The organism is Saccharothrix sp. NBAS 001 (assembly GCF_056640475.1).
Map to the genome: position 1 here is coordinate 10051481 of NZ_CM153251.1, position 24893 is coordinate 10076373.

The 24893-nt window shown below is 71.6% G+C and carries 27 protein-coding genes and 1 tRNA gene; 19 read left to right on the plus strand and 9 right to left on the minus strand.

The genetic code is table 11. From position 1 onward, the window contains the following. Nucleotides 1-55: 55 nt before the first annotated feature. On the plus strand, nt 56-322 hold the full coding sequence (locus tag AC0HI0_RS45640; RefSeq protein WP_480929685.1) for a hypothetical protein: 267 nt from the start codon (nt 56-58) through the stop codon (nt 320-322). 108 nt (nt 323-430) lie between these two features. Here the strand turns inward: AC0HI0_RS45640 and secA2 are convergent, their stop codons facing one another. Continuing rightward, complete coding sequence (gene secA2, locus AC0HI0_RS45645) at nt 431-2749, minus strand: accessory Sec system translocase SecA2 (protein WP_480929686.1); 2319 nt, start codon at nt 2747-2749, stop codon at nt 431-433. Nucleotides 2750-3107: 358 nt separating this feature from the next. Here secA2 and AC0HI0_RS45650 point away from each other — a divergent pair, with 358 nt between their 5' ends. Together AC0HI0_RS45650 and AC0HI0_RS45655 are read left to right on the plus strand one after the other, a co-directional pair. Continuing rightward, nucleotides 3108-4061, plus strand: a complete 954-nt coding sequence (locus tag AC0HI0_RS45650; RefSeq protein ID WP_480934538.1) for a sporulation protein — start codon at nt 3108-3110, stop codon at nt 4059-4061. Nucleotides 4062-4076: 15 nt separating this feature from the next. Continuing rightward, entirely contained in the window at nt 4077-4349 is a 273-nt protein-coding gene (locus tag AC0HI0_RS45655) for a GlsB/YeaQ/YmgE family stress response membrane protein (RefSeq protein WP_480929687.1), read from the plus strand. A gap of 80 nt (nt 4350-4429) precedes the next feature. Here the strand turns inward: AC0HI0_RS45655 and AC0HI0_RS45660 are convergent, their stop codons facing one another. Continuing rightward, entirely contained in the window at nt 4430-5038 is a 609-nt protein-coding gene (locus AC0HI0_RS45660; protein WP_480929688.1) for a TetR/AcrR family transcriptional regulator, read from the minus strand. 85 nt (nt 5039-5123) lie between these two features. On the opposite strand from AC0HI0_RS45660, the gene AC0HI0_RS45665 reads away from it, so the two are divergent. The 6 genes from AC0HI0_RS45665 to AC0HI0_RS45690 all read left to right on the plus strand — a co-directional run bounded on the left by AC0HI0_RS45665 (nt 5124) and on the right by AC0HI0_RS45690 (nt 11225). Further along, nucleotides 5124-6269 carry an acyl-CoA dehydrogenase family protein gene (locus tag AC0HI0_RS45665; protein WP_480929689.1) on the plus strand — a complete coding sequence of 382 codons (1146 nt, stop codon included), beginning with the start codon at nt 5124-5126 and terminating at the stop codon, nt 6267-6269. A gap of 62 nt (nt 6270-6331) precedes the next feature. After that, on the plus strand, nt 6332-7093 hold the full coding sequence (locus tag AC0HI0_RS45670) for an SDR family NAD(P)-dependent oxidoreductase (protein ID WP_480929690.1): 762 nt from the start codon (nt 6332-6334) through the stop codon (nt 7091-7093). A 157-nt stretch (nt 7094-7250) separates the two neighbouring features. After that, nucleotides 7251-8333 carry a hypothetical protein gene (locus tag AC0HI0_RS45675; RefSeq protein WP_480929691.1) on the plus strand — a complete coding sequence of 361 codons (1083 nt, stop codon included), beginning with the start codon at nt 7251-7253 and terminating at the stop codon, nt 8331-8333. Continuing rightward, nucleotides 8330-9754: a vWA domain-containing protein gene (locus AC0HI0_RS45680; protein WP_480929692.1), complete on the plus strand. Its 1425-nt coding sequence runs from the start codon at nt 8330-8332 to the stop codon at nt 9752-9754. The genes AC0HI0_RS45675 and AC0HI0_RS45680 overlap by 4 nt, the downstream gene beginning before the upstream one ends. A gap of 154 nt (nt 9755-9908) precedes the next feature. Continuing rightward, on the plus strand, nt 9909-10583 hold the full coding sequence (locus AC0HI0_RS45685; protein ID WP_480929693.1) for a hypothetical protein: 675 nt from the start codon (nt 9909-9911) through the stop codon (nt 10581-10583). Between the two features lie 72 nt (nt 10584-10655). Next, nucleotides 10656-11225 carry a TetR/AcrR family transcriptional regulator gene (locus AC0HI0_RS45690; protein WP_480929694.1) on the plus strand — a complete coding sequence of 190 codons (570 nt, stop codon included), beginning with the start codon at nt 10656-10658 and terminating at the stop codon, nt 11223-11225. A 196-nt stretch (nt 11226-11421) separates the two neighbouring features. On the opposite strand, the gene AC0HI0_RS45695 is transcribed toward AC0HI0_RS45690, so the two are convergent. After that, a complete protein-coding gene (locus AC0HI0_RS45695; RefSeq protein ID WP_480929695.1) occupies nt 11422-11874 on the minus strand; it encodes a MaoC family dehydratase in 453 nt (150 codons plus the stop codon). A 3-nt stretch (nt 11875-11877) separates the two neighbouring features. Continuing rightward, nucleotides 11878-12639, minus strand: a complete 762-nt coding sequence (fabG, locus tag AC0HI0_RS45700) for a 3-oxoacyl-ACP reductase FabG (RefSeq protein WP_480929696.1) — start codon at nt 12637-12639, stop codon at nt 11878-11880. 149 nt (nt 12640-12788) lie between these two features. Between fabG and AC0HI0_RS45705 the strand changes: the two genes are divergently transcribed. Both AC0HI0_RS45705 and AC0HI0_RS45710 read left to right on the plus strand, forming a co-directional pair. Beyond that, on the plus strand, nt 12789-13562 hold the full coding sequence (locus AC0HI0_RS45705; protein ID WP_480929697.1) for an SDR family oxidoreductase: 774 nt from the start codon (nt 12789-12791) through the stop codon (nt 13560-13562). Between the two features lie 5 nt (nt 13563-13567). After that, nucleotides 13568-14527, plus strand: a complete 960-nt coding sequence (locus tag AC0HI0_RS45710; RefSeq protein WP_480929698.1) for a quinone oxidoreductase family protein — start codon at nt 13568-13570, stop codon at nt 14525-14527. 42 nt (nt 14528-14569) lie between these two features. Here AC0HI0_RS45710 and AC0HI0_RS45715 read toward each other — a convergent pair whose 3' ends face one another. The 5 genes from AC0HI0_RS45715 to AC0HI0_RS45735 form a co-directional block, all read right to left on the minus strand. Next, on the minus strand, nt 14570-15007 hold the full coding sequence (locus AC0HI0_RS45715) for a DUF6319 family protein (RefSeq protein WP_480929699.1): 438 nt from the start codon (nt 15005-15007) through the stop codon (nt 14570-14572). A 186-nt stretch (nt 15008-15193) separates the two neighbouring features. After that, nucleotides 15194-15415: a hypothetical protein gene (locus tag AC0HI0_RS45720; protein WP_480929700.1), complete on the minus strand. Its 222-nt coding sequence runs from the start codon at nt 15413-15415 to the stop codon at nt 15194-15196. Nucleotides 15416-15436: 21 nt separating this feature from the next. Further along, entirely contained in the window at nt 15437-16618 is a 1182-nt protein-coding gene (locus AC0HI0_RS45725) for a S8 family serine peptidase (protein ID WP_480929701.1), read from the minus strand. A gap of 121 nt (nt 16619-16739) precedes the next feature. Further along, a complete protein-coding gene (locus AC0HI0_RS45730; RefSeq protein WP_480929702.1) occupies nt 16740-17924 on the minus strand; it encodes a cation:proton antiporter in 1185 nt (394 codons plus the stop codon). Nucleotides 17925-17927: 3 nt separating this feature from the next. After that, nucleotides 17928-18407 (minus strand): cation:proton antiporter regulatory subunit, encoded by a 480-nt coding sequence (locus tag AC0HI0_RS45735; RefSeq protein ID WP_480929703.1) that lies wholly within the window; start codon nt 18405-18407, stop codon nt 17928-17930. A gap of 19 nt (nt 18408-18426) precedes the next feature. On the opposite strand from AC0HI0_RS45735, the gene AC0HI0_RS45740 reads away from it, so the two are divergent. From AC0HI0_RS45740 to AC0HI0_RS45775, 8 genes are all read left to right on the plus strand, one after another. Further along, nucleotides 18427-19584, plus strand: coding sequence for a DUF1015 family protein (locus AC0HI0_RS45740; RefSeq protein ID WP_480929704.1), 1158 nt, complete (start codon nt 18427-18429; stop codon nt 19582-19584). 27 nt (nt 19585-19611) lie between these two features. Further along, entirely contained in the window at nt 19612-19974 is a 363-nt protein-coding gene (aroH, locus tag AC0HI0_RS45745) for a chorismate mutase (RefSeq protein ID WP_480929705.1), read from the plus strand. Nucleotides 19975-20053: 79 nt separating this feature from the next. Continuing rightward, nucleotides 20054-20773 carry a (d)CMP kinase gene (gene cmk / locus AC0HI0_RS45750; protein WP_480934539.1) on the plus strand — a complete coding sequence of 240 codons (720 nt, stop codon included), beginning with the start codon at nt 20054-20056 and terminating at the stop codon, nt 20771-20773. Then, on the plus strand, nt 20770-21423 hold the full coding sequence (locus tag AC0HI0_RS45755; RefSeq protein WP_480929706.1) for a lysophospholipid acyltransferase family protein: 654 nt from the start codon (nt 20770-20772) through the stop codon (nt 21421-21423). The genes cmk and AC0HI0_RS45755 overlap by 4 nt, the downstream gene beginning before the upstream one ends. Next, nucleotides 21420-22832 (plus strand): ribosome biogenesis GTPase Der, encoded by a 1413-nt coding sequence (gene der / locus AC0HI0_RS45760; RefSeq protein WP_480929707.1) that lies wholly within the window; start codon nt 21420-21422, stop codon nt 22830-22832. Before AC0HI0_RS45755 ends, der begins: the two co-directional genes overlap by 4 nt. Nucleotides 22833-22853: 21 nt before the next feature. Further along, nucleotides 22854-23516 carry a response regulator gene (locus AC0HI0_RS45765; protein ID WP_480929708.1) on the plus strand — a complete coding sequence of 221 codons (663 nt, stop codon included), beginning with the start codon at nt 22854-22856 and terminating at the stop codon, nt 23514-23516. Next, nucleotides 23516-24631, plus strand: a complete 1116-nt coding sequence (locus AC0HI0_RS45770) for a sensor histidine kinase (protein ID WP_480934540.1) — start codon at nt 23516-23518, stop codon at nt 24629-24631. The genes AC0HI0_RS45765 and AC0HI0_RS45770 overlap by 1 nt, the downstream gene beginning before the upstream one ends. Before the next feature lie 174 nt (nt 24632-24805). Then, nucleotides 24806-24879: transfer RNA gene (locus tag AC0HI0_RS45775), tRNA-Pro, on the plus strand. The last annotated feature ends 14 nt before the right edge of the window (nt 24880-24893 follow it).

Below are 24893 nucleotides of genomic sequence, written 5' to 3' on the forward strand. Positions count from 1 at the left end.
AGTTCGCACTACCAGGTGATTTACCTTCACCCGGCGTGAGGTGAACGCTTCCGGGGTGACTGAGCAACGGCGCTCTACGCCCACCGACCGGGAATCGGACCTGATCCGGCGCATCCAGAACCTGGCCCGCCGCGCCGAACGCACCGCGTTCAACCACTCGAACCTGGTGGGTCCACCCCCGTCGCAGGAACACCTGGACATCCTCGCGGAGATCCGCGCGCTCACCGAGCAGGCGGTGGCGGCCAGACTCGCCAGACCCGCCACCCTGCCCCGCCAAGCCGATTCCGTGGAGGCCGCGCCGCTCGGCGCGATCGTCCTCTGACCGGAGGGGACGGCGTCCGGACGGGAGCGCCCGTCCGGATCCGTGCCCGGCAACGTCGCCGGGCGCGGATCCGGGAGCGGTGGGGCCGAGGGCGCGGCGAACGCGCGCTCAGCGGCGGCGGACCAGCTTCACCAAGCCCTTGAACGTCTCCTCCAGGCCGGAGGAGAACGGGTTGTCGTTGACCAGGTAGGTCCACGTGGTGTTCGGCCGCTGCACGCCGGCTTCGGCCAGGTGCGCGCCCTCCGCGTCGATCTCCACCTTGGCGAAGGTCTCCTCCGCCTCGTCCCACGCGTCCGGCACGATCTTGTGGTAGGCCGGGATCGCCTCGCGGTGGAACTCGTCGAGCGGGTTCTGCCGGGCCAGCGCCCGCAGGTGGATGCCCTCGCGCAGGTCGGTGAGGAACGTCAGGTGGTCGCTCCACCGCTGGTCGAGGTGGTGCAGCGCGATCAGCCGGGCCGCCTGCACCAGCACCTCGCGGTCCAGCTCGGCCAGCTCCTCGGCGCGCTCGGGCTTGCGCCCGGCGAGTTCCTCCCACGCCTTGTCGGTGGTCAGCAGCTCGTCGCGGTACGCGAGCATCAGCGTCCGCTGGTGCTCGATCAGCTTGTTGTAGCGCCAGGTGTTGCGGTGGATCTCCAGGTGCACGCCCTCGGCGACCCGCTGCCCGTGCTCGACGTTGTGCAGCGTGCCCGCGTCGACCACGCGGCCGTCGTCCTCGACCTCGGCGGGCTCCTCGTGGTCGGGCACGTACTGCGCGACCAGGTCGTCCTGCAACGAGGAGAAGAAGACCGAGCCGCCCGGGTCGCCCTGGCGGCCCGCGCGACCGCGCAGCTGGTCGTCCAGCCGGGACGACGTGTGCCGACCGGTGCCGATGACGTAGAGGCCGCCGAGTTCGGCGATCCGCTCGCGGTCGGTCGAGTCGTGGCCGCCCAGCCGGATGTCGGTGCCGCGACCGGCCATCTGGGTGGACACGGTGACCCGCTCGAACGAGCCCGCGTCGGCGATGATCGTCGCCTCCTCGGCGTCGTTCTTCGCGTTGAGCACCACGCAGCTCAGGCCCGCCTCGGCCAGCTTGCGGGACAGCCGCTCGGACTCGGCCACGTCCAGCGTGCCGACCAGGATCGGCCGGCCGGTCTCGTGGACGGTCTTGATCTCCGCGACGATCGCGGCTTCCTTGAGTTCCAGCGTCGTGTAGAGCCGGGGGGCTTCGTCCTCCCGCACGCACTCCACGTTCGCCGGGATGACCAGCACTTCGAGCTGGTAGAAGTCGCGCAGCTGCTCGGCCACGGCGACCGCGGTGCCGGTCATGCCGCACACCGTGGGGTAGCGGCTGAGCAGCGCCTGCACGGTGATCGAGTCGAGCACCTCGCCGGAGTCGGTGGTGGCCACCGCCTCCTTGGCCTCGACCGCCGCCTGGAGGCCGTCCGGCCAGCGCTGGAGCTTCGCGATCCGGCCGCGGGTGTCGTTGATCAGGTGGACCTTGCCGTCGCGGACGATGTAGTCGACGTCGCGGTGCAGCAGGACCTGGGCGTGCAGGGCCACGTTGACCTTGCTCAGCGTGGTCGACACGTGCTCGTCGGAGTACAGGTCGATGCCGCCCAGGGCGCGCTCGACCAGTTCGGAGCCCGCGCCGGTCAGGTAGACGTTGCGCTCCTCGTCGTCCACCTCGAAGTGCAGGTCCCGGCGCAGCCGCTTGACCAGGTCGGCGAGCGCCGGGTCGACCGCGGGGCCGGCGGTGGAGCCGGCCAGCACCAGCGGCACGCGGGCCTCGTCCACCAGCACCGAGTCGGCCTCGTCGACCAGGGCGACCCGGGGCGCGGGCACGATCCGGTCGGCCTCGTCGGTGGCGAGCCGGTCGCGCAGCACGTCGAAGCCGAGTTCGGACACCGAGGAGTAGGTGACCTCGGCCTCGTAGGCGGTGCGCCGCTCCTCGGGCTTGCTGCTCTGGCTGACCCAGCCGACGGACACGCCGAGCAGGGCGTAGAGCGGGCCCATCCACTCGGCGTCGCGCTGGGCGAGGTAGTCGTTGACCGAGACGACGTGCACGTGGTCGCCGCGCAGCGCGAACCCGGCGGCGGCGATCGCGCCGGACAGCGTCTTGCCCTCACCGGTGGCCATCTCCACGACGTGGCCTTCGAGCAGGCCCAGCGCGCCGAGGATCTGCACGTCGAACGGCCGCAGCCCGAGCGCGCGGTCCGCGGCCTCGCGCCCCAGCGCGCAGACCTCGACCAGCTCGGGGCGCCCGAACTCGGACCTCTCCCGCAGCTTCGCCGCCGCCTCGGTCAGCTCCGCGTCGCTGAGCGCGCTCACGCGGTCCGCCTGCTCGTTCACCTCGACGAGCAGCTTGCGGTACGGCGTGAGGTCGGCGGAGCCGGGCTTCTGCGCGAACCGGCGCAGCCGCTGCTTGAACCGTCCCAGGAGAGTGGTCACGGCACCGCAACGTACGGCACGTCGGCAACGTTCCGCACGTCACCCGATTGACTGTTCACGTTGGAGCGCGCGTCCCCGTCGGCCGGCCGGGCGCGCGGGCCCGGAATGCGGCCCGGAAAGTGGCGCGAAAGCGGCGCGGAACGTGGCGTGCGCGTCACGGTGGGTCGTGGCGGCCGGGTGGTGACCCTGGGCGATCGCGACGGCTTTCCGCTGGGCCAGAGGTGTGTGATGGCAGTCACATCGATCGTGATGTGCTTAGCGTTGTGCCACGCGGAACCGATGCCGGGGGTGAGGCGTCTTTTGGACGAATTCCACCCCAGCACGTGAACCGGACAGTCCCACCAGGAGGACCACCGTGGTGTTCAAGAGGATGTTGCGCGCGTTCGGAGTCGGCGGTCCGTCCGTGGACACGGTGCTGGCCAACCCCAACGTGCGGCCCGGCGAGCTGCTCACCGGCGAGGTGCGCATCGCCGGCGGCGACCACCCCGCCGTGATCGACGAGGTCAAGCTGTCGCTGGTGACCCGGGTCGAGGTGGAGGGCAACGACAACGAGTACAACCGCAACGTCGAGTTCGCCCGGGTGGTCGTCGGCCGGGGCATCCAGGTGGGCCCCGGGCAGCACCTCGCGCTGCCGTTCCAGTTCCCGGTGCCGCTGGAGACCCCGCTGACCGTCGTGCACGGCACCCCGCTGCACGGCATGACGATGGGCCTGCGCACCGAGCTGGAGGTGCGGGGCGCGGTCGACCCCGGCGACCTCGACCCGGTCGCGGTGCACCCGATCCGCTCCCAGGAGCACGTGCTCAACGCGTTCGGCGCGCTGGGCTTCCGGTTCACCCGCGCGGACTCCGAGCAGGGCCGCATCCACGGCGTGCCGCAGCAGCTGCCGTTCTACCAGGAGATCGAGTTCCTGCCGCCGCAGCAGTTCCTCGGCAAGATCAGCCAGATCGAGCTGACCTTCGTCACCGACCCCCACCACCTGTACGTGGTGCTGGAGGCGGACCGGCGCGGCGGCCTGTTCCGGCAGGGCGGCGACACGTTCGGGCACTTCGCCATGTCGCACGATGAGGTGATCCGCACGGACTGGGCCGGCGTGCTGCACCAGTGGATGGACCAGGTCGCCGGAAGGCGATCTTCGCACGGCCACGGCGTGCAGGGCATGCACGGCGGGCACCACGGCGGCCACCACGGGGGGCACCACGGCGGCGGAATCGGCGTAGGAGGTGTCGTCGCCGGGGCTGCGGCCGGCGTTTTCGGTGGGATGATTATCGGCGAGGCCCTCGACGAGATCGGGGACTTCTTCGAAGGCGACTAACCCGCAGGAGGCATCGTGGGCATCGGCGGCGTGATCAGCGCTCTTATCGTGGGTCTCATCATCGGGTTCCTCGGCAAACTCGTGGCGCCGGGCAAGCAGGCCATCCCCGTCTGGCTGACCATCGTGGTCGGCATCGTGGCCGCTTTCCTGGGCACGTTCGTGGCCAGGGCGCTCGGTGTCGACGACACCCCCGGCATCGACTGGATCGAGATCATCGTCCAGGTGGCGATCGCCGCCGTCGGCGTCAGCCTGGTGGCCGGGTTCTGGGGCAAGCGGCAAGTCCGGTAGCGCCGCCCGTTCCGCGTTTCCGCACGAAGGGCCTCCCGGTCACGCCGGGAGGCCCTTCGGCGTTCACCCAGGCGGGCGCGTCAGCAGCCGAGCATCCGCAGCACGAGGTCGGCGTAGAGGGCGCCGATGTCGGCCGGGGTGCGGCGGCCGGCGGGCCGGTACCAGCGGGCCACGTCGATGCACAGCGAGAGGACGGCCAGCGTCGCGCCGCGCACGTCGGGGACGTGGAACGCGCCCGAGGCGACGCCGTCCTCGATCATGTCGCGGACGGCGGCCTCGATCCGCCGGCGCAGCACGACCACCTCGGCGAGGTGCTCGGGCGTGAGCGCGCCCAGCTCGTACTGCACGACGCGCGCCGTGGTGTGGTGCTCGGCGTGCCACGACGCGAACGCCGCCACCGCGGCGGCCGTCCGCGCGGCCGGGTCCGGGCCGGTGACGGAGGTCAGGACGTCGAGCGAGGTGGCGTGGCCGATCCGGGAGATCTGGAACAGCAGGTCTTCCTTGGACCGGTAGTGGATGTAGACCGCGGCGGGGCTCATCCCGGCCTGCGCGGCGATGTCCCGCGTGGTGGTGGCGTGGTAGCCGCGCCCGGCGAACGCGGCGGCGGCGGCGATGAGCATCCGGCGGGCGGCCGGTGGGGTGATGTCGCGCCACGCGCGGTCGAGCAGCTCGAACTCGTGGGCGGTCATCGGGCCTCCTTGACAAGGTCGGTGAGCCTATCGCAGGCTAAGCACACGCTTAGATCTAAGCAACCGCTTAGTATGGGAGGCTGCGGTGCGTCGCACGCTGTTCGAGGACGACCACGACGCGTTCCGCGAGACCGCGCGGGCCTTCGTCGACCGCTCGGTCCGGCCGCACTACGAGAGGTTCGTCGAGCAGCGCCACCTCGACCGCGAGGTGTGGCTGGAGGCCGGGCGGCAGGGCCTGCTCGGCCTGGAGGTGCCCGAGGAGCACGGCGGCAGCGGCGCGGGCGACTACCGGTTCAACGCGGTGTTCGGCGAGGAGCTGTGCAAGGTCAGCGCGGGCGTCGCGAGCTGCCTGGGCATCCACGGCGACGTGGTCGCGCCCTACCTGGTCGACCTGTGCACGCCCGAGCAGAAGCAGCGGTGGCTGCCCCGGTTCTGCTCCGGTGAGCTGACCACCGGCATCGCCATGACCGAGCCGTCGGGCGGGTCCGACCTGGCGGCGCTGAAGTCCACCGCGGTGCGCGACGGGTCGGACTGGATCCTCAACGGCTCCAAGACGTTCATCACCAACGGCTACTCCGCGGACCTGATCGTGGTCGCCGCGCGCACCAGCCCGGAGAAGAAGTCCAAGGGCATCACGCTGTTCGCGGTGGAGACCGGGATGCCGGGCTTCGAGCGCGGGCGCAAGCTGGACAAGGTCGGCCAGCCCGAGTCGGACACCGCCGAACTGTTCTTCCAGGACGTGCGGCTGCCGGCGGGCAACGTGATCGGCGAGGTCGACCGGGGCTTCGTGTACATGATGGAGCGCCTGCCGCAGGAACGGCTCGGCGCGGCGATCTCCAACCTGGCGCACGCCCGGCAGATCCTGCTGGAGACCATCGAGTACGCCAAGGAGCGCAAGGCGTTCGGCCAGTCGATCGGGTCGTTCCAGCACAACAAGTTCACGCTCGCGGAGCTGGTGACGAAGGTCGACGTGACGCAGGCGTTCCTGGACCAGTGCACGCTGGCGCACACCGGCCGGGAGCTGTCGGCGGTGGACGCGGCGAAGGCGAAGTACTGGAGCGCGGACGTGCAGAACGAGATCATCGACGCGTGCGTGCAGTTGTACGGCGGCTACGGGTACATGACCGAGTACCGGGTGGCGCGCGCGTGGATGGACGCCCGCGTGACCAGGATCTGGGCGGGCTCGAACGAGATCATGAAGGAACTCATCGGGCGGGACCTCGGGCTCTGAACCCGGTCGCCGGTCGGGTTGTCGTCGGTGGTGCGGGTTCGGTCCGTTGTGGAGGTCGGCAGATGGGGATCCTGGACAGGTTCCGGTTGGACGGCAAGGTCGCGATCGTGACGGGCGCGTCGTCCGGGCTCGGGGTCGCGTTCGCCAAGGGGCTCGCGGAAGCGGGGGCGGACGTGGTGCTCGCGGCGCGCCGGGTGGACCGGTTGGCGCGGACGGCGGAGTTGGTCGAGGCCGCTGGCCGGCGGGCGCTGACGGTGCGGGCGGACGTCTCCTCGCCCGAGGACTGCCGGGAGGTGGCGCGGGCGGCGGCCGGGTTCGGCGCGGTGGGCGTGCTGGTGAACAACGCCGGGGTGGCCTCGGCGGTGCCCGCGTCGCGGGAGACGCCCGAGCAGTTCCGGGGTGTCGTGGAGGTCAACCTCAACGGCGCGTACTGGATGGCGCAGGCGGCAGCGGCGGTGATGACCGGCGGCGGGTCGATCGTGAACGTGTCCAGCGTGCTGGGGTTGGTGTCGGGCGGGTTGCCGCAGGCCGCGTACTCGGCGTCGAAGGCGGCGTTGTTGGGGTTGACGCGGGATCTGGCGCAGCAGTGGACCGGGCGAAAGGGCATTCGGGTGAATGCGTTGGCTCCCGGTTACTTTGCGTCGGAGATGACCGACCAATACCCCGATGGATACCTCGACGCGCACATTTCGCGGCTCCCGATGGGCCGGGTCGGTGACCCTGAGGAACTGGCCGCGGCGGTGGTGTTCCTCGCCTCGGACGCTGGTGGGTACGTCACCGGTGCCACGTTCGTGGTAGACGGCGGTGCCACGGTGGGTTTGTGATCGGCGTTTGCGCCCCGGGGCGGACCGGCCGCGAAGTACGCTGTGGGGGACCGCTCACCCGGGGGAATTCGTGGCCGAAGAACCAGGATTCAGGGTAGTAGAACCAAGTCGTTCAGTTTTTCGTCGCAAACGTTTCCTGCTGCCGTTCGGGATCGCGGTGGCGACCGCGCTGGCCGGGGTGATCGCGCTGTTCGCCTCGGGCACGGTGGCGCTGCCCGCGCAGTCGGTCCTGGTCATCAGGGGGGTGCTCGCGTCCAAACGCGACTTCTTCCAGGACCCGGAGGTGAAGCGGCTGCTGATGGCGCACCGGATCCAGGTCCAGGTGACGCCGTCCGGGTCCCGCGACATCGCGACCCGCGAGGACCTCGACGAGTTCGACTTCGTCTTCCCGTCCGGGCAGTCGACGGCGGAGGCGATTCGCGACCGGCGCAAGGGCAAGACCGTCAACCCGTACAACCCGTTCTTCACCCCGATCGTGCTGGCCACCTACGCCGACTACGCCCAGGCCCTGCGTGCGGCCGGGGTCGCGACCGACCAGCGCGACGGCGGCGGGCTCTACCTGAACCTGTCCCTCCCCGCGCTGATCGAGCTGATGCGGGAGGGCAAGTTCTGGAACCAGTACGGGATGACCAACAACAACCGGATCATCGCCCAGATCCCGGACCCGTGCCGCACCTACTCCGGGTCGACCTACCTGGGGATGCTGGCCTTCGCGCTGAACCGGAACCACCCGCCGGCCGACGAGGAGACGGCGATCCGGGTGGCCCGCGAGATCAAACCGCTGCTCGACGTCGAGGGGCAGCACGGCGAGGAGCACGCGCCCAAGTACCTGGCCGCCGACGGGCCGACGTTCGCGCCGGTCGTGGTGATCTACGAGCACCAGTTCATGGCGCACCAGTTCGCCGCGCAGACCCGCACCGGGCAACCCGACCGCACGCGCGTGCTGCTCTACCCGGAGGCGCAGCACGAGACCGTGCCCGAGCTGCTCGCGTTCACCACGGCGGGCAGCAGGTTGGGCGAACTGGTGTCGGAGGACCCCGAGCTGCGCCGGCGTGCGGTGGAACTCGGCTTCCGGGTGCTGCGCACCAGCGGCACGACCGTCGACCACGGTGAGCTGTCGGCGTACCTGCGGTCGCGCGGCCTGCCCACGCCCACCAGCGGGGTCGGCGACACCGAGACGTGGCTGCCCGAACGGCACCTGCTGGACAAGATGATCACGGAGGTCGGTGGCTGCCCGTGAGGCTGCTGCTGGCCCTGGTGCTGCTGCTGGCGGGGTGCACCGCCGCGCCGGAACCCGTGACGCTCACCGTGCTCGCCGGGGCGGAACTCGCCGACCTCGGGCCGGTGCTCGCCGAGTTGCGCCGGGAGACCGGGGTGGACCTGCGGCTCGACCACCGGGGCACGGTGCGGGCCGGCGAGGAGATCAAGGCCGGGGCGCGGCACGACCTGGCGTGGCTGTCGTCGAGCCGGTACCTGAGGCTGGCGGGCGGGCCGGTGCCGCCGGCGACGAGCGTGATGCTCTCGCCGGTGGTGATCGGGGTGAAACCGGGGCGGTTGACCGGGCCTTCGCCGTCGTGGGCCGGTATCGCGTCGGTCGCCGGGGTGGGCGGGTTGAAGTACCTGATGGCCGATCCCCGGGTGGCCGGGAGCGGGTTGGCGGCGTTGATCGGGGTCGCGACGGCCGCGGCGGGGACCGGGGCGGCGTTGCGGCCGGAGGACGTGCGGTGCGACAAGCTCCAGGGGTTCCTGGTCGGGCGCGCCTCGGTCGCCGGGGTCGAGGACCTGGCCGAGGAGTACGTGCGGCAACAGGACGGTTTGGACGCGGTGTTGACCTACGAGTCGACTGTGTTGTCGCTCAACGCTTCCGGCAGGTTGCGGGAGCCGTTGCAGGTCGTCTACCCGCGTGACGGGATCGTGCTGGCGGACTACCCGGTGATGTTGCTGAAGCCGGAGAAGCGGGCCGCCTACGACCGGGTGGTGGGCTGGCTGTCGGGCGAACGCGGGCAGCGGGCGTTGATGGGGACGTTCCGGCGCCCGGTGGACGCGGGGGTGGAGCGGAGCGCCGAGCTGCGCGCGGAGTTGGGGACCTCGTTGTACTTCCCGGGGTCGCAGGGCGTGGTCGACGCGTTGTTGGCCGCCTACGACCGTGCCGGGAAACCCGGGCGGGTGGTGTTCGTCCTGGACTACTCGACGTCGATGGCGGGGGCGCGGATCGACGGGTTGCGCGAGGCGTTCGCGCGGTTGAGCGGGTTCGAGGGGTTTCGGGTGGGGGAGTCGGTGACGGTGGTGCGGTTCGCCGGATCGGTGTTGGCGGCGGACACGGTGGTGGTGCGCGGGGCGGCGGATGTTGCGGCGCTGCAAGGGTTGTTGGGTGGGGAGTTGCGGGACGGGACCGCGGTGTGGTCGGCGTTGGATGCGGCCTATCGGCAGGTCGGGGACGACGGGGTCGTGGTGGTGATGACGGACGGGGAGAACAACTCGGGCATGGCGGTGGACGAGTTGTTGGCGGCTTGGCCGAGGCCGGCGCGGACGTACGCGGTGCGGTTCGGGTCGGCTGATCCGGTGGAGTTGGGGCGGGTGGCGGCGGCGTCGGGTGGACGGGTCGTCGAGGCCGGTGGTGTGGAGTTGGCGCAGGCGGTCGAGGAGATTCGCGGCTGCTGAGGCGGGAGGTGTCGGGCGGGGGTGTCGGGGGCGGGTTGTCGGGTCTGGGTGTCGGGTCGGGTGTGGGTGGCCGGTGGGTGTCGGAGCGGGGGTGTCGGTGGAGGTCGACCGTTCGTTGTGGTGGTCGGTTTGGTGGCCGTGGGCGGTGGTGTGGATGGTGACGGTGCTCGCGGTGGTGGTGGCGGGGGTCGTCTTCGCGTTGGCGTGGCGGGCGCGTCACCGGTTCGCGCCGGCGCGTGAGGTGCCGGGGTTGACGTTGTACCTCAACGCGAAGAGCGTGATGGACCTGTACCAGGTGGGCGGGTTCGGCGACGCGCTGGTCAAGGAGGTCACCGACCGGGTGGGTGTGACCAAGGACGGGAAGGTCGCACTGCCGGGGCTGCCCGAGGTGAGCGCGGGCGTGTCGTCGGGGCGGGAGGTCGTGAAGACCTACCTGGAGCGGTACGAGCCGATCAGCGTCGTGGGGATGTTGCTGGACGCGTTGGAGGCGGCGGGGAGCCTGGTGCACGTCGATCTGACGGAGCAGACCGTGGTGCGCAGCCCGGCGCTCGACCGTGCGGCGCACGAAGGTGTTGTGTCGTTGCGGAAGTTGAAGGCGTACGTGTCGATCAAGGGGGAGTTCTCGATCGAGGAGGAGCGCGGCGGCGTGACGGTGTTGCGGGCGGCGGTGGGGGCGGACGGGACGAAGGTGCGGGTGGAGTGCCAGGAGGGCGGGCTGGACGACGCCGTGCCGGAGGGGCTGTTCGACGCGGTCTGCCTGGGACGGGTGCAGGCGTGGCGGGCGGACGCGAAGGAGTTGGTCGTCCGGCCTATCGCGATGTTCCAGTGACCGGTGTGGTGGCGGTGTTCGCCGGTGTGTTCGCCGGTGGTGCGGTGTGGGGGCGGGGTTAAGCTGCGCGGCATGGGCACAGTGCCGGAGCGGCTGATCGCGGCTGCCACGAGGTTGTTCGCCGAGAAGGGGTTCGACCGGGTGGCGGTCCAGGAGATCGTCGACCTCGCGGGCGTCACCAAAGGCGCGATGTACCACTACTTCGGGTCCAAGGACGATCTGCTGCACGAGATCTACGGCAGCCTGCTGCGGATGCAGACCGAGCGGTTGGAGCTGCTCGCCGCCGGGGACGGGGCGGTGGCCGAGCGGCTGCACTCGGCGGCCGTGGACGTGGTGGTGACGTCGGTGGAGAACTTCGACCAGGCGAAGGTGTACTTCCGGTCGGCCGATCAACTGGCGGAGTCGCAGCGGTTGGCGATGCGGGCCGAGCGGCGGCGCTACCACGAGCGGTTCCGGTCGTTGGTGGAGGAGGGGCAGGCCGCCGGGGTGTTCCGGGAGGACGTGCCGGCCGATCTGGCGGTTCATTTCTTCTTCGGGACCGTGCACCACCTGGGGGCCTGGTACCGGGAGGGCGGGACGTTGTCCGCCAAGGAGGTCGGGCAGCACTACGCGGACCTGTTGTTGGGCGCGTTGCGGGTTTAGGGATCGAAAGCGTCCTCGCCGGACGGGCGAGCCACCGGGGATGACGAAAAGCGGTGGGTCGTCGTGTCATCCCCGTACGGCCCGGTCTGAGACAACCACCCTTTACCAGGGTATGCAAGCGAAAAGCGTGCTTGCATACCCTGGTAAAGCGCGGTTCGCTGCGCGCGGGCCGTACGGGGATGACACGACTTGGTGGTCAGGGGATGTAGAGGACTACGGTTTCGGCTACGCAGGCGGGTTTGGGGTGGCCTTCGATTTCCACGGTCACCTTGATCACGGCCTGTTTGCCCGGCGGGAAGTCGGTGAATTCGGTGAGTTCCGCGCCTGCCCGCACGCGGGAGCCGACGGTCACCGGGGTGGGGAAGCGGACTTTGTTTAGGCCGTAGTTGACGCCCATGCTGAGGTTCTGGACGGTGTAGACGTCGCGGATCAGGCTGGGGATCAGGGAGAGGGTCAGGTAGCCGTGGGCCACGGGGGCGCCGAACGGGCCCGCTTTCGCTCTTTCCAGGTCCACGTGGATCCACTGGTGGTCGTCGGTGGCCTGGGCGAAGAGGTTGATCTCTTCCTGGGTGATCTCGTGCCACGCGCCGTGGCCGAGGTGTTCGCCGGTGGCCTCGCCGAGGGCGTCCAGGGTGGGGAAGGTCCGCATCGTCTAGTCCTTCGGTCCGCCGGCCACGTAGATGACCTGGCCGGAGACGAAACCCGCGCCTTCGCTCACCAGGAACGACGCGGTGTGGGCGATGTCGTCGGGCGTTCCGACGCGGGCCACCGGGATCATCATGGCGGCGGCCTTCTTGAAGTCCTCGAAGTCCGCGCCCACGCGGGCGGCGGTGGCGGCGGTCATGTCGGTGGCGATGAAGCCGGGGGCGATGGCGTTCACGGTGACGCCGAACTTGCCCAGTTCGATGGCCAGCGTCTTGGTGAAGCCCTGGATGCCGGCTTTCGCGGCGGCGTAGTTGGCCTGGCCCCGGTTGCCCAGCGCGCTGGTGCTGGACAGGTTGACGATCCGGCCCCACTTGGCCTCGGTCTGGAACTTCTGGACCGCTCGGCTCATCAGGAACGTGCCGCGCAGGTGCACGTTCATCACCGCATCCCAGTCGTCGTCGGTCATCTTGAACAGCAGGTTGTCGCGCAGGATGCCGGCGTTGTTCACCAGGACGGTGGGCGCGCCGAGTTCGTCCGCGACCCGTTGCACGGCCCGGTCTACGGCTTCGCCGTCGCTCACGTCCACGCCCACGGCCAGCGCCCTGCCGCCGGCCCGGGTGATCTCGGCGACGGGCTCGGCGCTGCTCTCCTCGTTCAGGTCCAGCAGGGCCACGGCCAGGCCGTCCCGGGCGAGCCTGGCCGCCACGGCCGCGCCGATACCTCGTGCGGCACCGGTGACGATTGCCACGCGTGCGTCGGATCCGGCCACGTCGACCTCCAGGGGTGCGGGGGCTAAGCAAGCGCTTAGGGAGTTGTCGGGGAAGCTACCGGTCCGGTCGGCTTGACGCCAGGGTCGGGTGGCGTGACCATACCGACTGGTCGGGATGTGTCGTCGGGTGTGGGTCGGGAGGGGTGCTGGTGGAGTTCTCGGGCAAGGTCGCCCTGGTCACCGGGGGTGCGCACGGGATCGGGGAAGGGGTGGTCCGGCGGCTGGCGTCGCTGGGCGCCTCGGTGGTGGTCGCCGACGTGGACGTCGACGGGGGTTCTGCGGTCGCCGCCGAGTGCGGTGGGGTGTTCGTGTCGTGTGACGTGCGGGATCCATCGGCTGCCGAGGTTGCCGTCGCCACCTGTGCGGCGCGGTTCGGTGGCTTGGACGTCGTGGTGCTCAACGCGGGCGTTGCGACGGGGTTCGGGATCGGGGACGACTTCGACGCCGAGCGCTATCGGAGCGTCATGGGGATCAACCTCGACGGCGTGGTGTACGGGATCCACGCGGCGCTGCCCGAGTTGGCCAAGCGCGGCGGGCAGGTCGTCGCCACGGCGAGCATGGCCGGGTTGACGGCGATGCCGCTGGATCCCTTGTACGCGGCCAACAAGGCCGCCGTGGTCGGGTTGGTGCGGGCGTTGGGTCCGGCGCTCGCCGACGACGGGGTGGCCGTGAACGCGGTGTGCCCGAGCTTCGCCGACACGGCGATCATCTCGGGGTTCAAGTCGTTCCTGGAGACCTCCGGGATGCCGATCCTGACCGTGGACGAGGTGGTCGACGCCTACCTCGCCGTGTTGCGCAGCGGGGAAACCGGGCAATGCTGGTACGTGCAGGCGGGCCGGCCCAGCGAACCCTTCCGGTTCCCGAACCCGCCTGGTCCGCGCACCGCCGACGGCGGGCGCGTCGTCCTGTCCCGGGAAGGCTGAAACCGTTGCGCGCCATTCAGATCACCGAGTTCGGCGGGCCCGAGGTGTTGACCGAGGTCACGCTGCCCGATCCCGTCGCGGGCGACGGGGAGCTGCTGGTCGAGGTCAGCCGCGCGGGGTTGAACTACGCCGATACGCACCAGGCGGAGAACTCCTACCTGGCGCGGATGTCGCTGCCGCTGGTGCCCGGCGGGGAGGTGGTGGGGCGGGTGGTCGGCGACGGGCGCCGGGTGGTCGCGCTGACGTCGTCCGGCGGGTACGCGGAGAAGGCCGTCGTGCCCCGGGCGACGTCGTTCGACGTGCCGGACGGGATCGACGACCTGACGGCGTTGAGCATGGTCGTGCAGGGGGCGACGGCGTGGTTGTTGTTGCGCAAGAGCGTGCACCTGGAGCCGGGGGAGAGCGTGGTCGTCCACGCGGCGGCCGGCGGCGTGGGGTCGATCGCCGTGCAGCTGGCCAAGCGGTGGGGCGCGGGGCGGGTCGTCGCCACGGCCAGTTCCGAGGCCAAGCGCGCGTTGGCGTCGGAGCTGGGGGCCGACGTGGTGGTCGATTCCACGTGCGATGACATGACGGCGGCCTTGCGGGACGCCAACGACGGGCGTCGGGTCGACGTCGTGCTGGACATGACCGGGGGTGCGGTCACCGATCAGAGCCTGGCCGCGCTGGCGCCGTTCGGGCGGTTGGCGTTCTACGGGATGGCGAGTCGGGAGCAGCCGACCTCGGTGGAACCCGCGAAGCTGCTGTCGCACTCGACCGCGGTGGTGGGGATGTGGCTGCCGCACGCGTTCCGGTTGCCGGGCCGGGTGGTGCACCGGGCCATGGGGGAGTTGTTCGACCTCGTGCTGGCCGGTGATCTGCGGGTCGTCGCCGGCGGCGAGTACGGGCTGTCCGAGGTGCGCCAGGCGCACCTGGACCTGCGGGCGCGGCGCACCACCGGGAAGCTGGTGCTGGATCCGTCGCGGTGACGGGGGTGGGGCCGTCCCTTCGAAGTGGACGGCCCCGCCACGTCAGTCGTCGCTGAGTTCGGCCAGCGCCGCCTTGACCTTGGCCAGTTCGGCCTCCAGCTCCTCCATGCGGGTGCGGTGCTGGGAACGGGCGGCCTCGATGACCTCCTCGATGCCGCCGGCGATGTCCTCGTGCAGCTCCTTGGCCGCCTTGGACACGGCCGCGGCCGAGATCGAGAGGCCCTGCACGACCCGCTTGGTGCCGTGCACCAGGTCGGCCTGCCACTCGCCGTCCGCGGTGCCGGTCACGGTGAGCGTCAACTCGACCGTGCGGGTCTTCTTGGCCGTGCTCTTGGGGGCCCGGGGCTTCGCGGGCTTGGCCGCGGGCTCGTCCTCCTGCTTGGGGGCTGCGGCAGGTGCCTCTTCGGCCTGCTGCACGGGCTCGGCGGGCGCCACGGCGTCCACCTGGTCTTCCTGCTCCACGAGCGTGTCCGCCTGCACGTTCTCGTTTCCTCTCTGCGCTTCCGGCTCGACCCGGCGCGATCATAGAACACGTGTTCGATGATGGGTCGATCGGCCCCGCACAGCGTAGGGCGTCGGGCCGGCGCGCGGATCTCGGGTAACGCCGGGCGGCCCCGGGCGGACGAACCCGGCAGGGGCGGCGGTCCGAGCCTCCGCCGCCCCTGCTCACACCGGCGGGGGCAGGCGCACGACGCGCTGCCGCTCCACGTCGGCCACGCCGGGCACGTCCTTCAACGAGCCGATCGCCTCCGGGGCGACCGACCCGGTGACCATGCCCAGCGCCTCCAGCACGTCGTCCACCTGGAGACCGGCCTCCCGCAGCGCCGCGACCACCGCGCCGAGCTGCGAGAGGCTGTCGTCGGCGACCGAGACCACGACTTTGTCCACGGGCGCCTCCGGCGGTCGGTGTCAGGGAGCCTGCACCAATCCTGCACCCACATCCGTGGAAGGCAAGCCCAGTCGACGCCCGGACTGCATCAGCCGGGCCCACAGCCCCCAGCCGCGCGCGTCGTACTGCTGCGCCAATAACGCCGCGATGCCCGCGACGTGCGGGGTGGCCATGCTGGTGCCCTGGATGCGCTTGTGCCGGGTGTCCTCGGTCTTGCCGTTCCAGCTCGAATACACGTTGACGCCGGGTGCGACGACGTCGACCTGGCCGACCGTGTCGACCGTGCCGCAGGAGAAGAACGCGATGGCGCGCTGGTCGTCGATCGCGCCCACGGACAGGATCGACGGGCAGTTCGCCGGGTGCCCCACCGGGGCCACCTGGCCGGGCCGCCGGCTCTCGTTGCCGGCCGCGGCGACGATGAGGGTGTTCTTCGCCAGCGCGCGTTGCGCGGCCTGCTCGAAGATCTGCGAGTACGCGGTGCCCGGCCGGACCGCCGCGCCCAGCGACATCGAGACGACCGCGCACCCGTTGGCCACCGCCCACGCGATGCCGTTGAGGATGCCGCCGTCGGAGCCGAACCCGGCGTTGGACAGCACCTTGCCCGCGTAGATCTCGGCCTCGTGGGCTACGCCGTAGCCGGGGCCGCCGGAGGCGGGCTTGCGCGGGCCGGCGGCGCTGCCGGTGCAGTGCGTGCCGTGGCCGTGCGCGTCGTCCACCGTCTCGCCGGTGATGAACGAGTTGGTGATCACCGCGCGTCCGGCGAAATCGGGGTGGTCGACGGTGAAACCGGTGTCGAGCACGGCCACCCGGACGCCCGCGCCGGTCGCCGCGCTCAGCGTCGCGCCGACGGCCTGGAGGCCCCAGGTGAACGCGCTCTCGTCGACGAGGGCGGACCCGGTGTCGGCGGGCGCGGTCAGGGCCTGGACGACCCGTTCGGCCTCGACCACCGCGATCGGGCCCGGTTCGCCCGCCGCGCGGGCCAGCCGGGTCACCTGCTCGGGCGCGGCGTTGACCACGGCGATGCCGAGTTCCTGGAAGATGATCCCGTCGGAGGCCGCCAGTTCCTCGGGCGAGACGGATTCGACCGTGCTGGCCGCGGTGATGCCGGCGACCCGGCTCATCTCCCGCACGCCGGCGGCGACCGAGTTGTCCTCCAGCAGCACGAGGTAGCGACCGGTAGTGGTGTTGGTTTCCTCAGGCATGACGACCCCCTTCGGGGTTGGGCGGCAGTCAAGTGCAACCCCGCCGGCCACTCCGGTTCAAGCGGCCGATCGTGGGTGGTTACGCCATGCCTGAGGAAATTCGCCGCCGGCTTGATACCGATCAGGCGGTCGCGGGCTGCGTGTCACGCTTTCGGGTGACAAGTCGGGCCAGCGGTTCCACCACTCGCGCGGCCACCGGGCCCAGCACGGCCATCAGCAGCACGTACGCCGTCGCCAGCGCGGCCAGCTCGCCGTCGACCGCGCCGGAGGCCACGGTGAGGCTCGCGATCACGATCGAGAACTCGCCCCGCGCCACCAGCGCCGCGCCCGCGCGGGCCCGGCCCAGCTTGCCGATGCCCTGCCGCTGCGCGGCCCACCACCCGGTGGCGACCTTGGTCAACGTCGTGACCACGGCCAGCGCCACGGCCAGGCCGAGCACCGGCGGGATCGAGCGCGGGTCGGTGTTCAGCCCGAACACCACGAAGAACATCGCCGCGAACAGGTCCCGCAACGGCTCCAGCATCCGGGTGGCGTTCTCCGCCGTCGACCCGGAGATCGCGATGCCCAGCAGGAACGCGCCGACCGCCGCCGAGACCTGGAGCTGCGAGGCGATCCCCGCGACCAGCAGCGCCGCGCCGAGCACCTTGAGCAGGAACACCTCGGGGTCGGGGCTGTCCACCACGGCCGACACGTACTTGCCGAACTTCAGCGCGATGACCAGCACGACGGTGATCGCCAGCAGCGAGATGCCGACCGCGGTCAGCCCGCCGACGAAGCTCACGCCCGCCAGCACGGCGGTCAGGATCGGCAGGTAGACCGCCATCGCCAGGTCCTCGAACACCAGCACCGAGAGCACCACCGGGGTCTCCCGGTTGCCCAGCCGGCCCAGGTCGCCGAGCACCTTGGCGATGATCCCGGACGAGGAGATGTAGGTGACGCCGGCCATCGCCAGCGCGCCCACCGGCCCCCAGCCGAGGATCAGCGCCGCGATCGCCCCCGGCGCGGCGTTGAGCACGATGTCCACCACGCCGGCCATCCACGACCGCTTGAGCCCGGTCATCAGCTCGGCCGCCGAGTACTCCAGGCCGAGCAGGAGCAGCAGCAGGATGACGCCGATCTCGCTGGAGATGTGCGAGAAGTCCTCGATGCCGTGCAACGGGATCAGGCCGCCCTGCCCGAAGGCCAGACCGCCGATCAGGTAGAGCGGGATCGGCGAGATGCCGATCCGCCAGGCCATCTTCCCCAGGAGTCCCAGGCCGAAGAAGACCGCGCCGAGTTGGACCAGTGCGATCGCTGTGTCGTGCAACGCTCAGCCGTCCAGGATGTCGGCTGTCTTGGCCAGCCCGTCGGTGGTGCCGACCACGACCACCAGGTCGCCGCCCGCGAAGGTGAAGTCGGGGCGCGGCGAGGGGTGCACCGCGCCCGAGCGCACCACGGCCACGATCGACGCCCCGGTGCGGGTGCGCAGCTCGGTCTCGCCCAGCGTGCGGCCGTCGAAGGTGGAGCCCGGCACGATCGGGAACTGCTTGGTGGAGATGCCCGCCACGTCGCGGTGCTGGTCCTCCAGGTGCGCCACCAGCTGCGGCGCGCCCAGCAGACCGGCCAGCGTGCCCGCCTCGACCGGGGACAGCGGGATGGACGCCGAGCAGTCGTCCGGGTCGTCCTTGCTGGACACGATCAGCTCGAACTTGCCGTCGCGATAGGTGATCACCCCGATCCTGCGGCCTGCTCGAATCATGAAGTCCTGTCGGGTGCCGATTCCCGGCAAGGGCGTGACCTCGACGTTCATACCTTTCATCATAATCGGCATGACAGATCGGGTGAGGGCGATACGGGGTGGCTGGGTGGTCAGGGACCGGGTGCCGGGGCCTGACGTGGACGAGTTCGCCGAGCCGGAGCGGGTCGTCGAGGCGCTCTCGACGGCGCGCACCGGCACGTTGCTGGCGGTGCAGCACCCGCACCGCACCCCGGCCGCGCTGGCCGCCGGGCTGAGCCTGCTCGACGCGTTACCGGGGGCGCGCGCCGAGCTGACCTACCTGTGCCGGACGGCGTACCGGCAGGTCGGCGACGTGGTCGCGCCGTACCGGGTGGACGGTCCGGACGGCACCGCCTACGGGCTGCTGTGCCTGGCCGACCCGGCCGCCGTCGGGCACACCGAGGAGGTCTACCCCGACGTGGTCGCCGAACGGGCCCGCGTGCTGGCCGGGCTCGGCTGCGTGACCAGCGCCGCACTGCTGGTCCCGGTGCCCGGCGACGCCCTGCGGTGGCCCGCCCGGCACGGCGCGCCGGGCGTGTCCGAGCCCTCCGAGCTGACCCGGCTGGTGGCCGAGGTCGACGCCGAGCCCGCCGTGTCCATGGTCGACCCGAGCGGGCGGCGGCACTGGCTGTGGCTGGTCGGGCCCGGCCACCACCAGGACGCGCTGCTCGCCGCCGCGGGCGCGCACCCGCTGATGGTCGCGGACGGCAACCACCGGGTGGCCGCCGCTGCCGCGGCCGGGCTCACCGGGCTGCTGGCGCTCGTCGCGGCCGGGCCGGACCTGCGGGTCGGGCCGATCCACCGGGCACTGGTCGGCACCGGCCTGGACCTCGACGACCTGGCCGCGGCGTGGCGCGGGCTCGGCCTGCCGGTGGCCGATACAGACGTGTCCACCCGGCCGTCGCCCGGCGTCGTGGTCGCGGTGTCCGGCGCGCGGGCGGTGCGGGTGGAACTGCCCGCGCCGGGCATCGACCACGCGTTCGTCGAGTCGGACCTGCTGGAGAAAGCGCTCGGGCTGGACCCGGAGAGCCCTCACGTGCGCCCGGTCACCAACGGCGTGCCGCTGGACGAGGAGGTGCTGCTGCTGATCGCCCCCGTGCCCGTGGCGGACGTGCTCGCGGTGCACGCGTCAGGCGGCCGGATGCCCCGCAAGAGCACCTACTTCACGCCCAAGCCGCGCAGCGGGCTGCTGCTGGCCGATCTCGACTGACCCGGGCGTGCGACTAGGGTCGGGTGCATGGCGGTGCGGGCGGTGCGCGGAGCTACCCAGATCGACGCGGACGAGCGCGACCAGGTGCTGGAGGCCACGGCCGAGCTGGTCCGCGAGGTGCTCGCGCGCAACGGCCTGACCTCGGACGACCTCATCTCCGCGGTGCTCACCGCCACACCCGACCTCACCTCGGAGTTCCCCGCCTACGCCGCCCGGATGGCCGGCCTGGCCGACGTGCCGCTGCTGTCCGCGGTCGAGATCGCGGTGCCCGGCGCGATGCCCCGGGTGATCCGCCTGCTCGCCCACGTGGAGACCGACCTGACCCGCGCGGAGGTCCGCCACGTGTACCTGCGCGGCGCGGCGGGCCTGCGCACCGACCTCAACCACTGAGGCCGATTCGGGTGTGACGGTTCACACCAGGCACAATAGGAGGTTGACGACAGGGCACGCGTTCGAGGAGGAAACCCCGGTGGGACACGGTGAGCTGCGTGGCGTGGTGGCCCTGGACGGGCCGTCCGGCACCGGCAAGTCCTCCGCCGCGCGCAGGCTGGCGGCGACGCTGGGCGCGCGGTACCTGGACACGGGCGCGATGTACCGCGCGGTGACGCTGGCGGTGCTGCGCGCGGGCGTGGACCCGACCGACGCCGGGAGCGTGGCCGAGGTGGCCCGGCGGGCGCGGCTGGAGCAGGGCTCCGACCCGGAGCGCTCGACCACCGCGCTGGACGGCGCGGACGTCGGCGCGGAGATCCGGGGCCCCGAGGTCACCCTCGCGGTGTCCCCGGTCTCCGCCGTGCCCGAGGTGCGCGAACTGCTCGTGGCGCGGCAGCGGGAGATCATCGCCGCCGCGCTGGACAGCGCCGGCGGGATCGTCGTGGAAGGCCGCGACATCGGCACGGTGGTCGCGCCCGACGCGGGGCTGAAGGTCTACCTGACCGCCGACGCGCAGGCCCGCGCGCAGCGGCGCACCAAGCAGGACCACGCGTCCGGCCGGACGTCCACAGTGGACGCGACGCTGGCCGACGTGCACCGGCGCGACACCTACGACTCGACCCGCGCCGCGTCCCCGCTGCGGCCCGCCGACGACGCCGTGGAGCTGGACACCACCTCGCTCGACCTGGCCGGCGTGCTGGCCGCGCTGGTCGAACTGGTCGAGCAGCGCGGACTGCGGGTCGTGGCGGTGGGCGGGTGAACGAGGACCTGCCCGAGGGCACCTGGCCCTGGCTGATGGACGTCGGCAGGCTGATCGGCCGGTGGCCCGTCGCCAAGTCGTTCCGGGTGCGGTTGGCCGGGAAGCCCCGGCTGCCCCGCACCGGACCGGTCGTGCTGGTCGCCAACCACAGCTCGATGGTCGACGGGCCCATCCTGTTCGGCGTGCTGCCCCGCCGCGTGGTGTTCTTGATCAAGCAGGAGATGTTCCGCGGACTCGCCGGCCGGGGCCTGCGCAGGATCGGCCAACTCGCCGTCCGGCGCGGCGTGCCCGACCGCGCGCCGCTGCTCGCCGCCCAGAAGGTGCTGCGCGGCGGCGGGGTCGTCGGGGTGTTCCCGGAGGGGACCCGGGGCTCCGGCGACGTGGCGCAGGCCCAGCAGGGCGCGGCGTGGCTGGCCCGGTCGACCGGCGCCGTCGTGGTGCCCGTCGCGTGCCGGGGCACCCGGCGTCCCGAGGGCGTCGGCCGGCGGTTCCGACCCGTGGTGGACGTGCTGGTGGGGGAGCCCTTCGAGCTGAGCGCCGACAAGGGTCGGCAGGGGCTGGAGAAGGCGACCGAGCAGGTCCGCGACCGCTTGGCCACGCTGGTGGCCGAGCTAGACAGCAAGCGAAGCGTGAGTGGAGAAGCAGGATGACGGACTTGGACGGCACCTGGGCGGACGAGTCCGAGTGGTCGACGTTCGACGGTGACGGTTTCGACGGCGACGAGGACGGCGGCGGCGTGCCGCAGCCCGTGCTGGCCGTCGTGGGCCGGCCGAACGTCGGCAAGTCGACGCTGGTCAACCGCATCATCGGCCGCCGTGAAGCGGTCGTGCAGGACGTGCCGGGCGTGACCCGCGACCGGGTCGCCTACGACGCGCTGTGGAACGGCCGCAAGTTCACCGTGGTCGACACCGGCGGCTGGGAGCCCGACGCCACCGGCATGATGGCCTCGGTCGCGGCGCAGGCCGAACTGGCCATGAGCACCGCCGACGCGATCGTGTTCGTGGTCGACTCGACGGTCGGCGCGACCACCACCGACGAAGCCGCGGTGAAGGTGCTGCGCAAGTCGAAGCGGCCGGTGATCCTGGTCGCCAACAAGGTCGACGACGAGCGCCTGATGGGCGAGGTGGCCATGCTGTGGTCGCTCGGCCTGGGCGAGCCGGTCCCGGTCAGCGGCCTGCACGGCCGGGGCTCCGGCGACCTGCTGGACAAGATCCTGGCCGCGCTACCCGAGACGCCGCGCGACACGTTCGGCCCGAACACCGGCGGCCCCCGCCGGGTCGCCCTGGTGGGCCGGCCGAACGTCGGCAAGTCCTCGCTGCTCAACCGCCTCACCGGCGAGGAGCGCTCGGTGGTCGACGCGGTCGCGGGCACCACCGTGGACCCGGTCGACTCGCTGGTGGAGCTGGACGACGAGCTGTGGCGCTTCGTGGACACCGCCGGCCTGCGCAAACGGGTGAACTTCGCCTCCGGCGCGGAGTACTACGCGTCGCTGCGCACCAAGGCCGCGATCGAGTCCGCCGAGGTCGCGATCGTGCTGCTGGACGCCTCCGAGGTGATCAGCGAGCAGGACCTGCGGGTGCTGACCATGGCCGTCGACTCGGGCCGCGCGATCGTGCTGGCGTTCAACAAGTGGGACCTGGTGGACGAGGACCGGCGGCACGCCATGGTGCGTGAGCTGGAACGCGGCCTGGTCCGCGTGCCGTGGGCGGAGCGGGTCAACATCTCCGCGCTCACCGGCCGCGCGGTGCGCAAGCTGGCGCCCGCCCTGCGCACGGCGCTGAACTCGTGGGACACCCGCGTGCCCACCGGACGGCTGAACGCGTGGCTGACCGACCTGATCGCCGCCACCCCGCCGCCGGTGCGCGGCGGCAAGCAGCCCAAGGTGCTCTTCGCCACCCAGGCGAGCACCCGGCCGCCGACGTTCGTGCTGTTCACGACCGGTTTCCTGGAGGCCGGGTACCGCCGCTACATCGAGCGCAAGCTGCGCGAGGAATTCGGCTTCGAAGGCAGCCCGGTGCGCATCTCGGTGCGGGTTCGGGAGAAGAAGCCGAAGAAGTGACCTGTTGCCCCGTTCGGCGCGATGCGGTTGCCTGACGTCGTGCCGGTGCGATTGGTCCTCGCGGACGACGAGGCGCTGCTGCGGCGGGGGCTGCGGGTGTTGCTGGAAGCGGACGGGCGCGTCGAGGTGGTCGCCGAAGCGGCGGACGGCGCGGCCCTGCTCGACGCCGTGCGCCGGCACCGGCCGGACGTGGCGCTGGTGGACGTGCAGATGCCGGGCATGGACGGCCTGGCCGCGCTGCGCGCCCTGCTGGCGTGGACGGACCCGCCCGCCGTGGCCGTGCTGACGACGTTCGACCTGGACGACTACGTGGCCACCGCGCTGGAGATCGGCGCCCAGGGCTTCCTGCTCAAGGACGCCGAGCCGGAAGCCCTGGTCCGGGCAGTGGTCGACCTGGCGGCCGGTGGCGCGGTCCTGGACCCGAGGATCACCGCCCGCCTGCTGCCGAAGTTCCGCACCGCGGGCCGGTTGCGGCAGAACCCGCACCTGGACGTCCTGAGCGCCCGGGAGAAGCAGGTGCTGGCGCTGCTGGCGAGCGGCCAGTCCAACAACGCGATCGCCACGAGCCTCGGCCTGAGCGAGGCGACGGTCAAGAGCTACGTGTCGACGGTGCTGACGAAACTGGGCGTGGAGAACCGCGTCCAAGCGGCCCTGGTGGCCCACCAGGTCGGTGGCGCGTGGTGATGGTGGTGCTGGAACTGCTGGCCGTGGCGGTGCCCGCGGTCATGGTGCTGCTGGCGGACAGCGGCCCGTACCCGTGGTCCGTCCCGGCGGCCCTGATCGCCTGCGCGCTGCTCCCCCTGCGCAGGTGGCACTCGTGGACGGGCGTCCTGGCGTGCCTGCCAGCCCTGGCCGGAGGACTCGGCTGGCCCCCCACCGTCGTGGCCCTCTACCGCGTGGGCCGCACCGCGCCGCCGTGGCAGATGATCGCCTGCATCTCCGTCACCACGGTCCTGCCCGCGACCCTGGTGGTCGTGGACCAGCAGCTGACCATCGGCTCGATCCTCCTGACGTACTCCTTCAGCCTGTTCATGTCCGGCGCCCCCACGGCGCTGGGCGCCCTGATCGCCACGAGGCAGAAGCTGACGGAAAGCCTGGCCGAGGCGTCCCGTGCGAGGGAGTCCGAACTACAGGCGCGCGAAACCAGCGCACGAGCGTCCGAACGCGCCCGGATAGCCCGCGAGATCCACGACGCGGTAGGCCACCACGCCACCCTCATCGCCGTGGAGTCCGCCGCACTGGCCGCCACCACGGACTCCCCGGAGACCAGGGAAACCGCCAGACGCCTGCGCGCCCTGGCGAAAGAGGCCCTGTCCGAGATGCGAGCAGCCCTGGGCCTGCTGACCACAGAACCCAACCAGGGCCACACGGACATCCCCCTGCTCGTAGAACGAGCCACCGCAGCCGGCCTCACCATCACCCTGGACACCACCGTGGCCACGACACTGCCCCCATCGGTGAGCCGAGCCGCGTTCCGGGTCGTCCAAGAGGCGCTGACGAACGTGACGAAACACGCCCCGGGCACCCCCGTCCACGTGCGACTGTCCCACCGCGACGGACACCTGAAGGTCACCGTGGCCAACGGCAGCCCCGCCACCCGCCCCGTCCCCCCGGAATCCGGCGGAACGGGCCTGCACGGCCTCTCGGAACGCGTGGCGCTGGTAGGCGGCACCCTCACCACCTCCGACCACCCGGACGGCGGCTGGATCCTGGAAGCCGACCTACCCACAGGTCCGTCGAAAGTTGACAGAGATGACTCGACTTTCGGCGGTAGTGCACGAAACCCGGCGAACGCATAGTGGCAAGGCGTCGATCCGGGGGAACGGCAGTCGACCGAGGGGAACCGGAGGCCCGCCACCAGGCGGACCTCCGCCCCAGGTCAGGCCCCTTGAGATCGACAACACGGGGGGCCGTGTCGGGGGCCCGTTGTCGGGTGCGCTAAGCTAGCCGCGCACCCCACAACGGGATGCGGCCGGGACGTGGCGCAGTTTGGTAGCGCACTTGACTGGGGGTCAAGGGGTCGCAGGTTCAAATCCTGTCGTCCCGACGGTCGTACGAAGC

Bases quoted from the DNA above. Each gene is read 5' to 3' on its own strand.
- der (WP_480929707.1), top strand. From the start codon at position 21,420: ATGACGGACTTGGACGGCACCTGGGCGGACGAGTCCGAGTGGTCGACG.
- AC0HI0_RS45735 (WP_480929703.1), bottom strand. From the start codon at position 18,407: ATGAACGTCGAGGTCACGCCCTTGCCGGGAATCGGCACCCGACAGGAC.
- AC0HI0_RS45690 (WP_480929694.1), top strand. From the start codon at position 10,656: ATGGGCACAGTGCCGGAGCGGCTGATCGCGGCTGCCACGAGGTTGTTC.
- AC0HI0_RS45670 (WP_480929690.1), top strand. From the start codon at position 6,332: ATGGGGATCCTGGACAGGTTCCGGTTGGACGGCAAGGTCGCGATCGTG.
- AC0HI0_RS45770 (WP_480934540.1), top strand. From the start codon at position 23,516: ATGGTGGTGCTGGAACTGCTGGCCGTGGCGGTGCCCGCGGTCATGGTG.
- AC0HI0_RS45685 (WP_480929693.1), top strand. From the start codon at position 9,909: ATGGTGACGGTGCTCGCGGTGGTGGTGGCGGGGGTCGTCTTCGCGTTG.
- AC0HI0_RS45765 (WP_480929708.1), top strand. From the start codon at position 22,854: ATGCGGTTGCCTGACGTCGTGCCGGTGCGATTGGTCCTCGCGGACGAC.
- AC0HI0_RS45695 (WP_480929695.1), bottom strand. From the start codon at position 11,874: ATGCGGACCTTCCCCACCCTGGACGCCCTCGGCGAGGCCACCGGCGAA.
- AC0HI0_RS45740 (WP_480929704.1), top strand. From the start codon at position 18,427: ATGACAGATCGGGTGAGGGCGATACGGGGTGGCTGGGTGGTCAGGGAC.
- AC0HI0_RS45660 (WP_480929688.1), bottom strand. From the start codon at position 5,038: ATGACCGCCCACGAGTTCGAGCTGCTCGACCGCGCGTGGCGCGACATC.
- aroH (WP_480929705.1), top strand. From the start codon at position 19,612: ATGGCGGTGCGGGCGGTGCGCGGAGCTACCCAGATCGACGCGGACGAG.
- AC0HI0_RS45725 (WP_480929701.1), bottom strand. From the start codon at position 16,618: ATGCCTGAGGAAACCAACACCACTACCGGTCGCTACCTCGTGCTGCTG.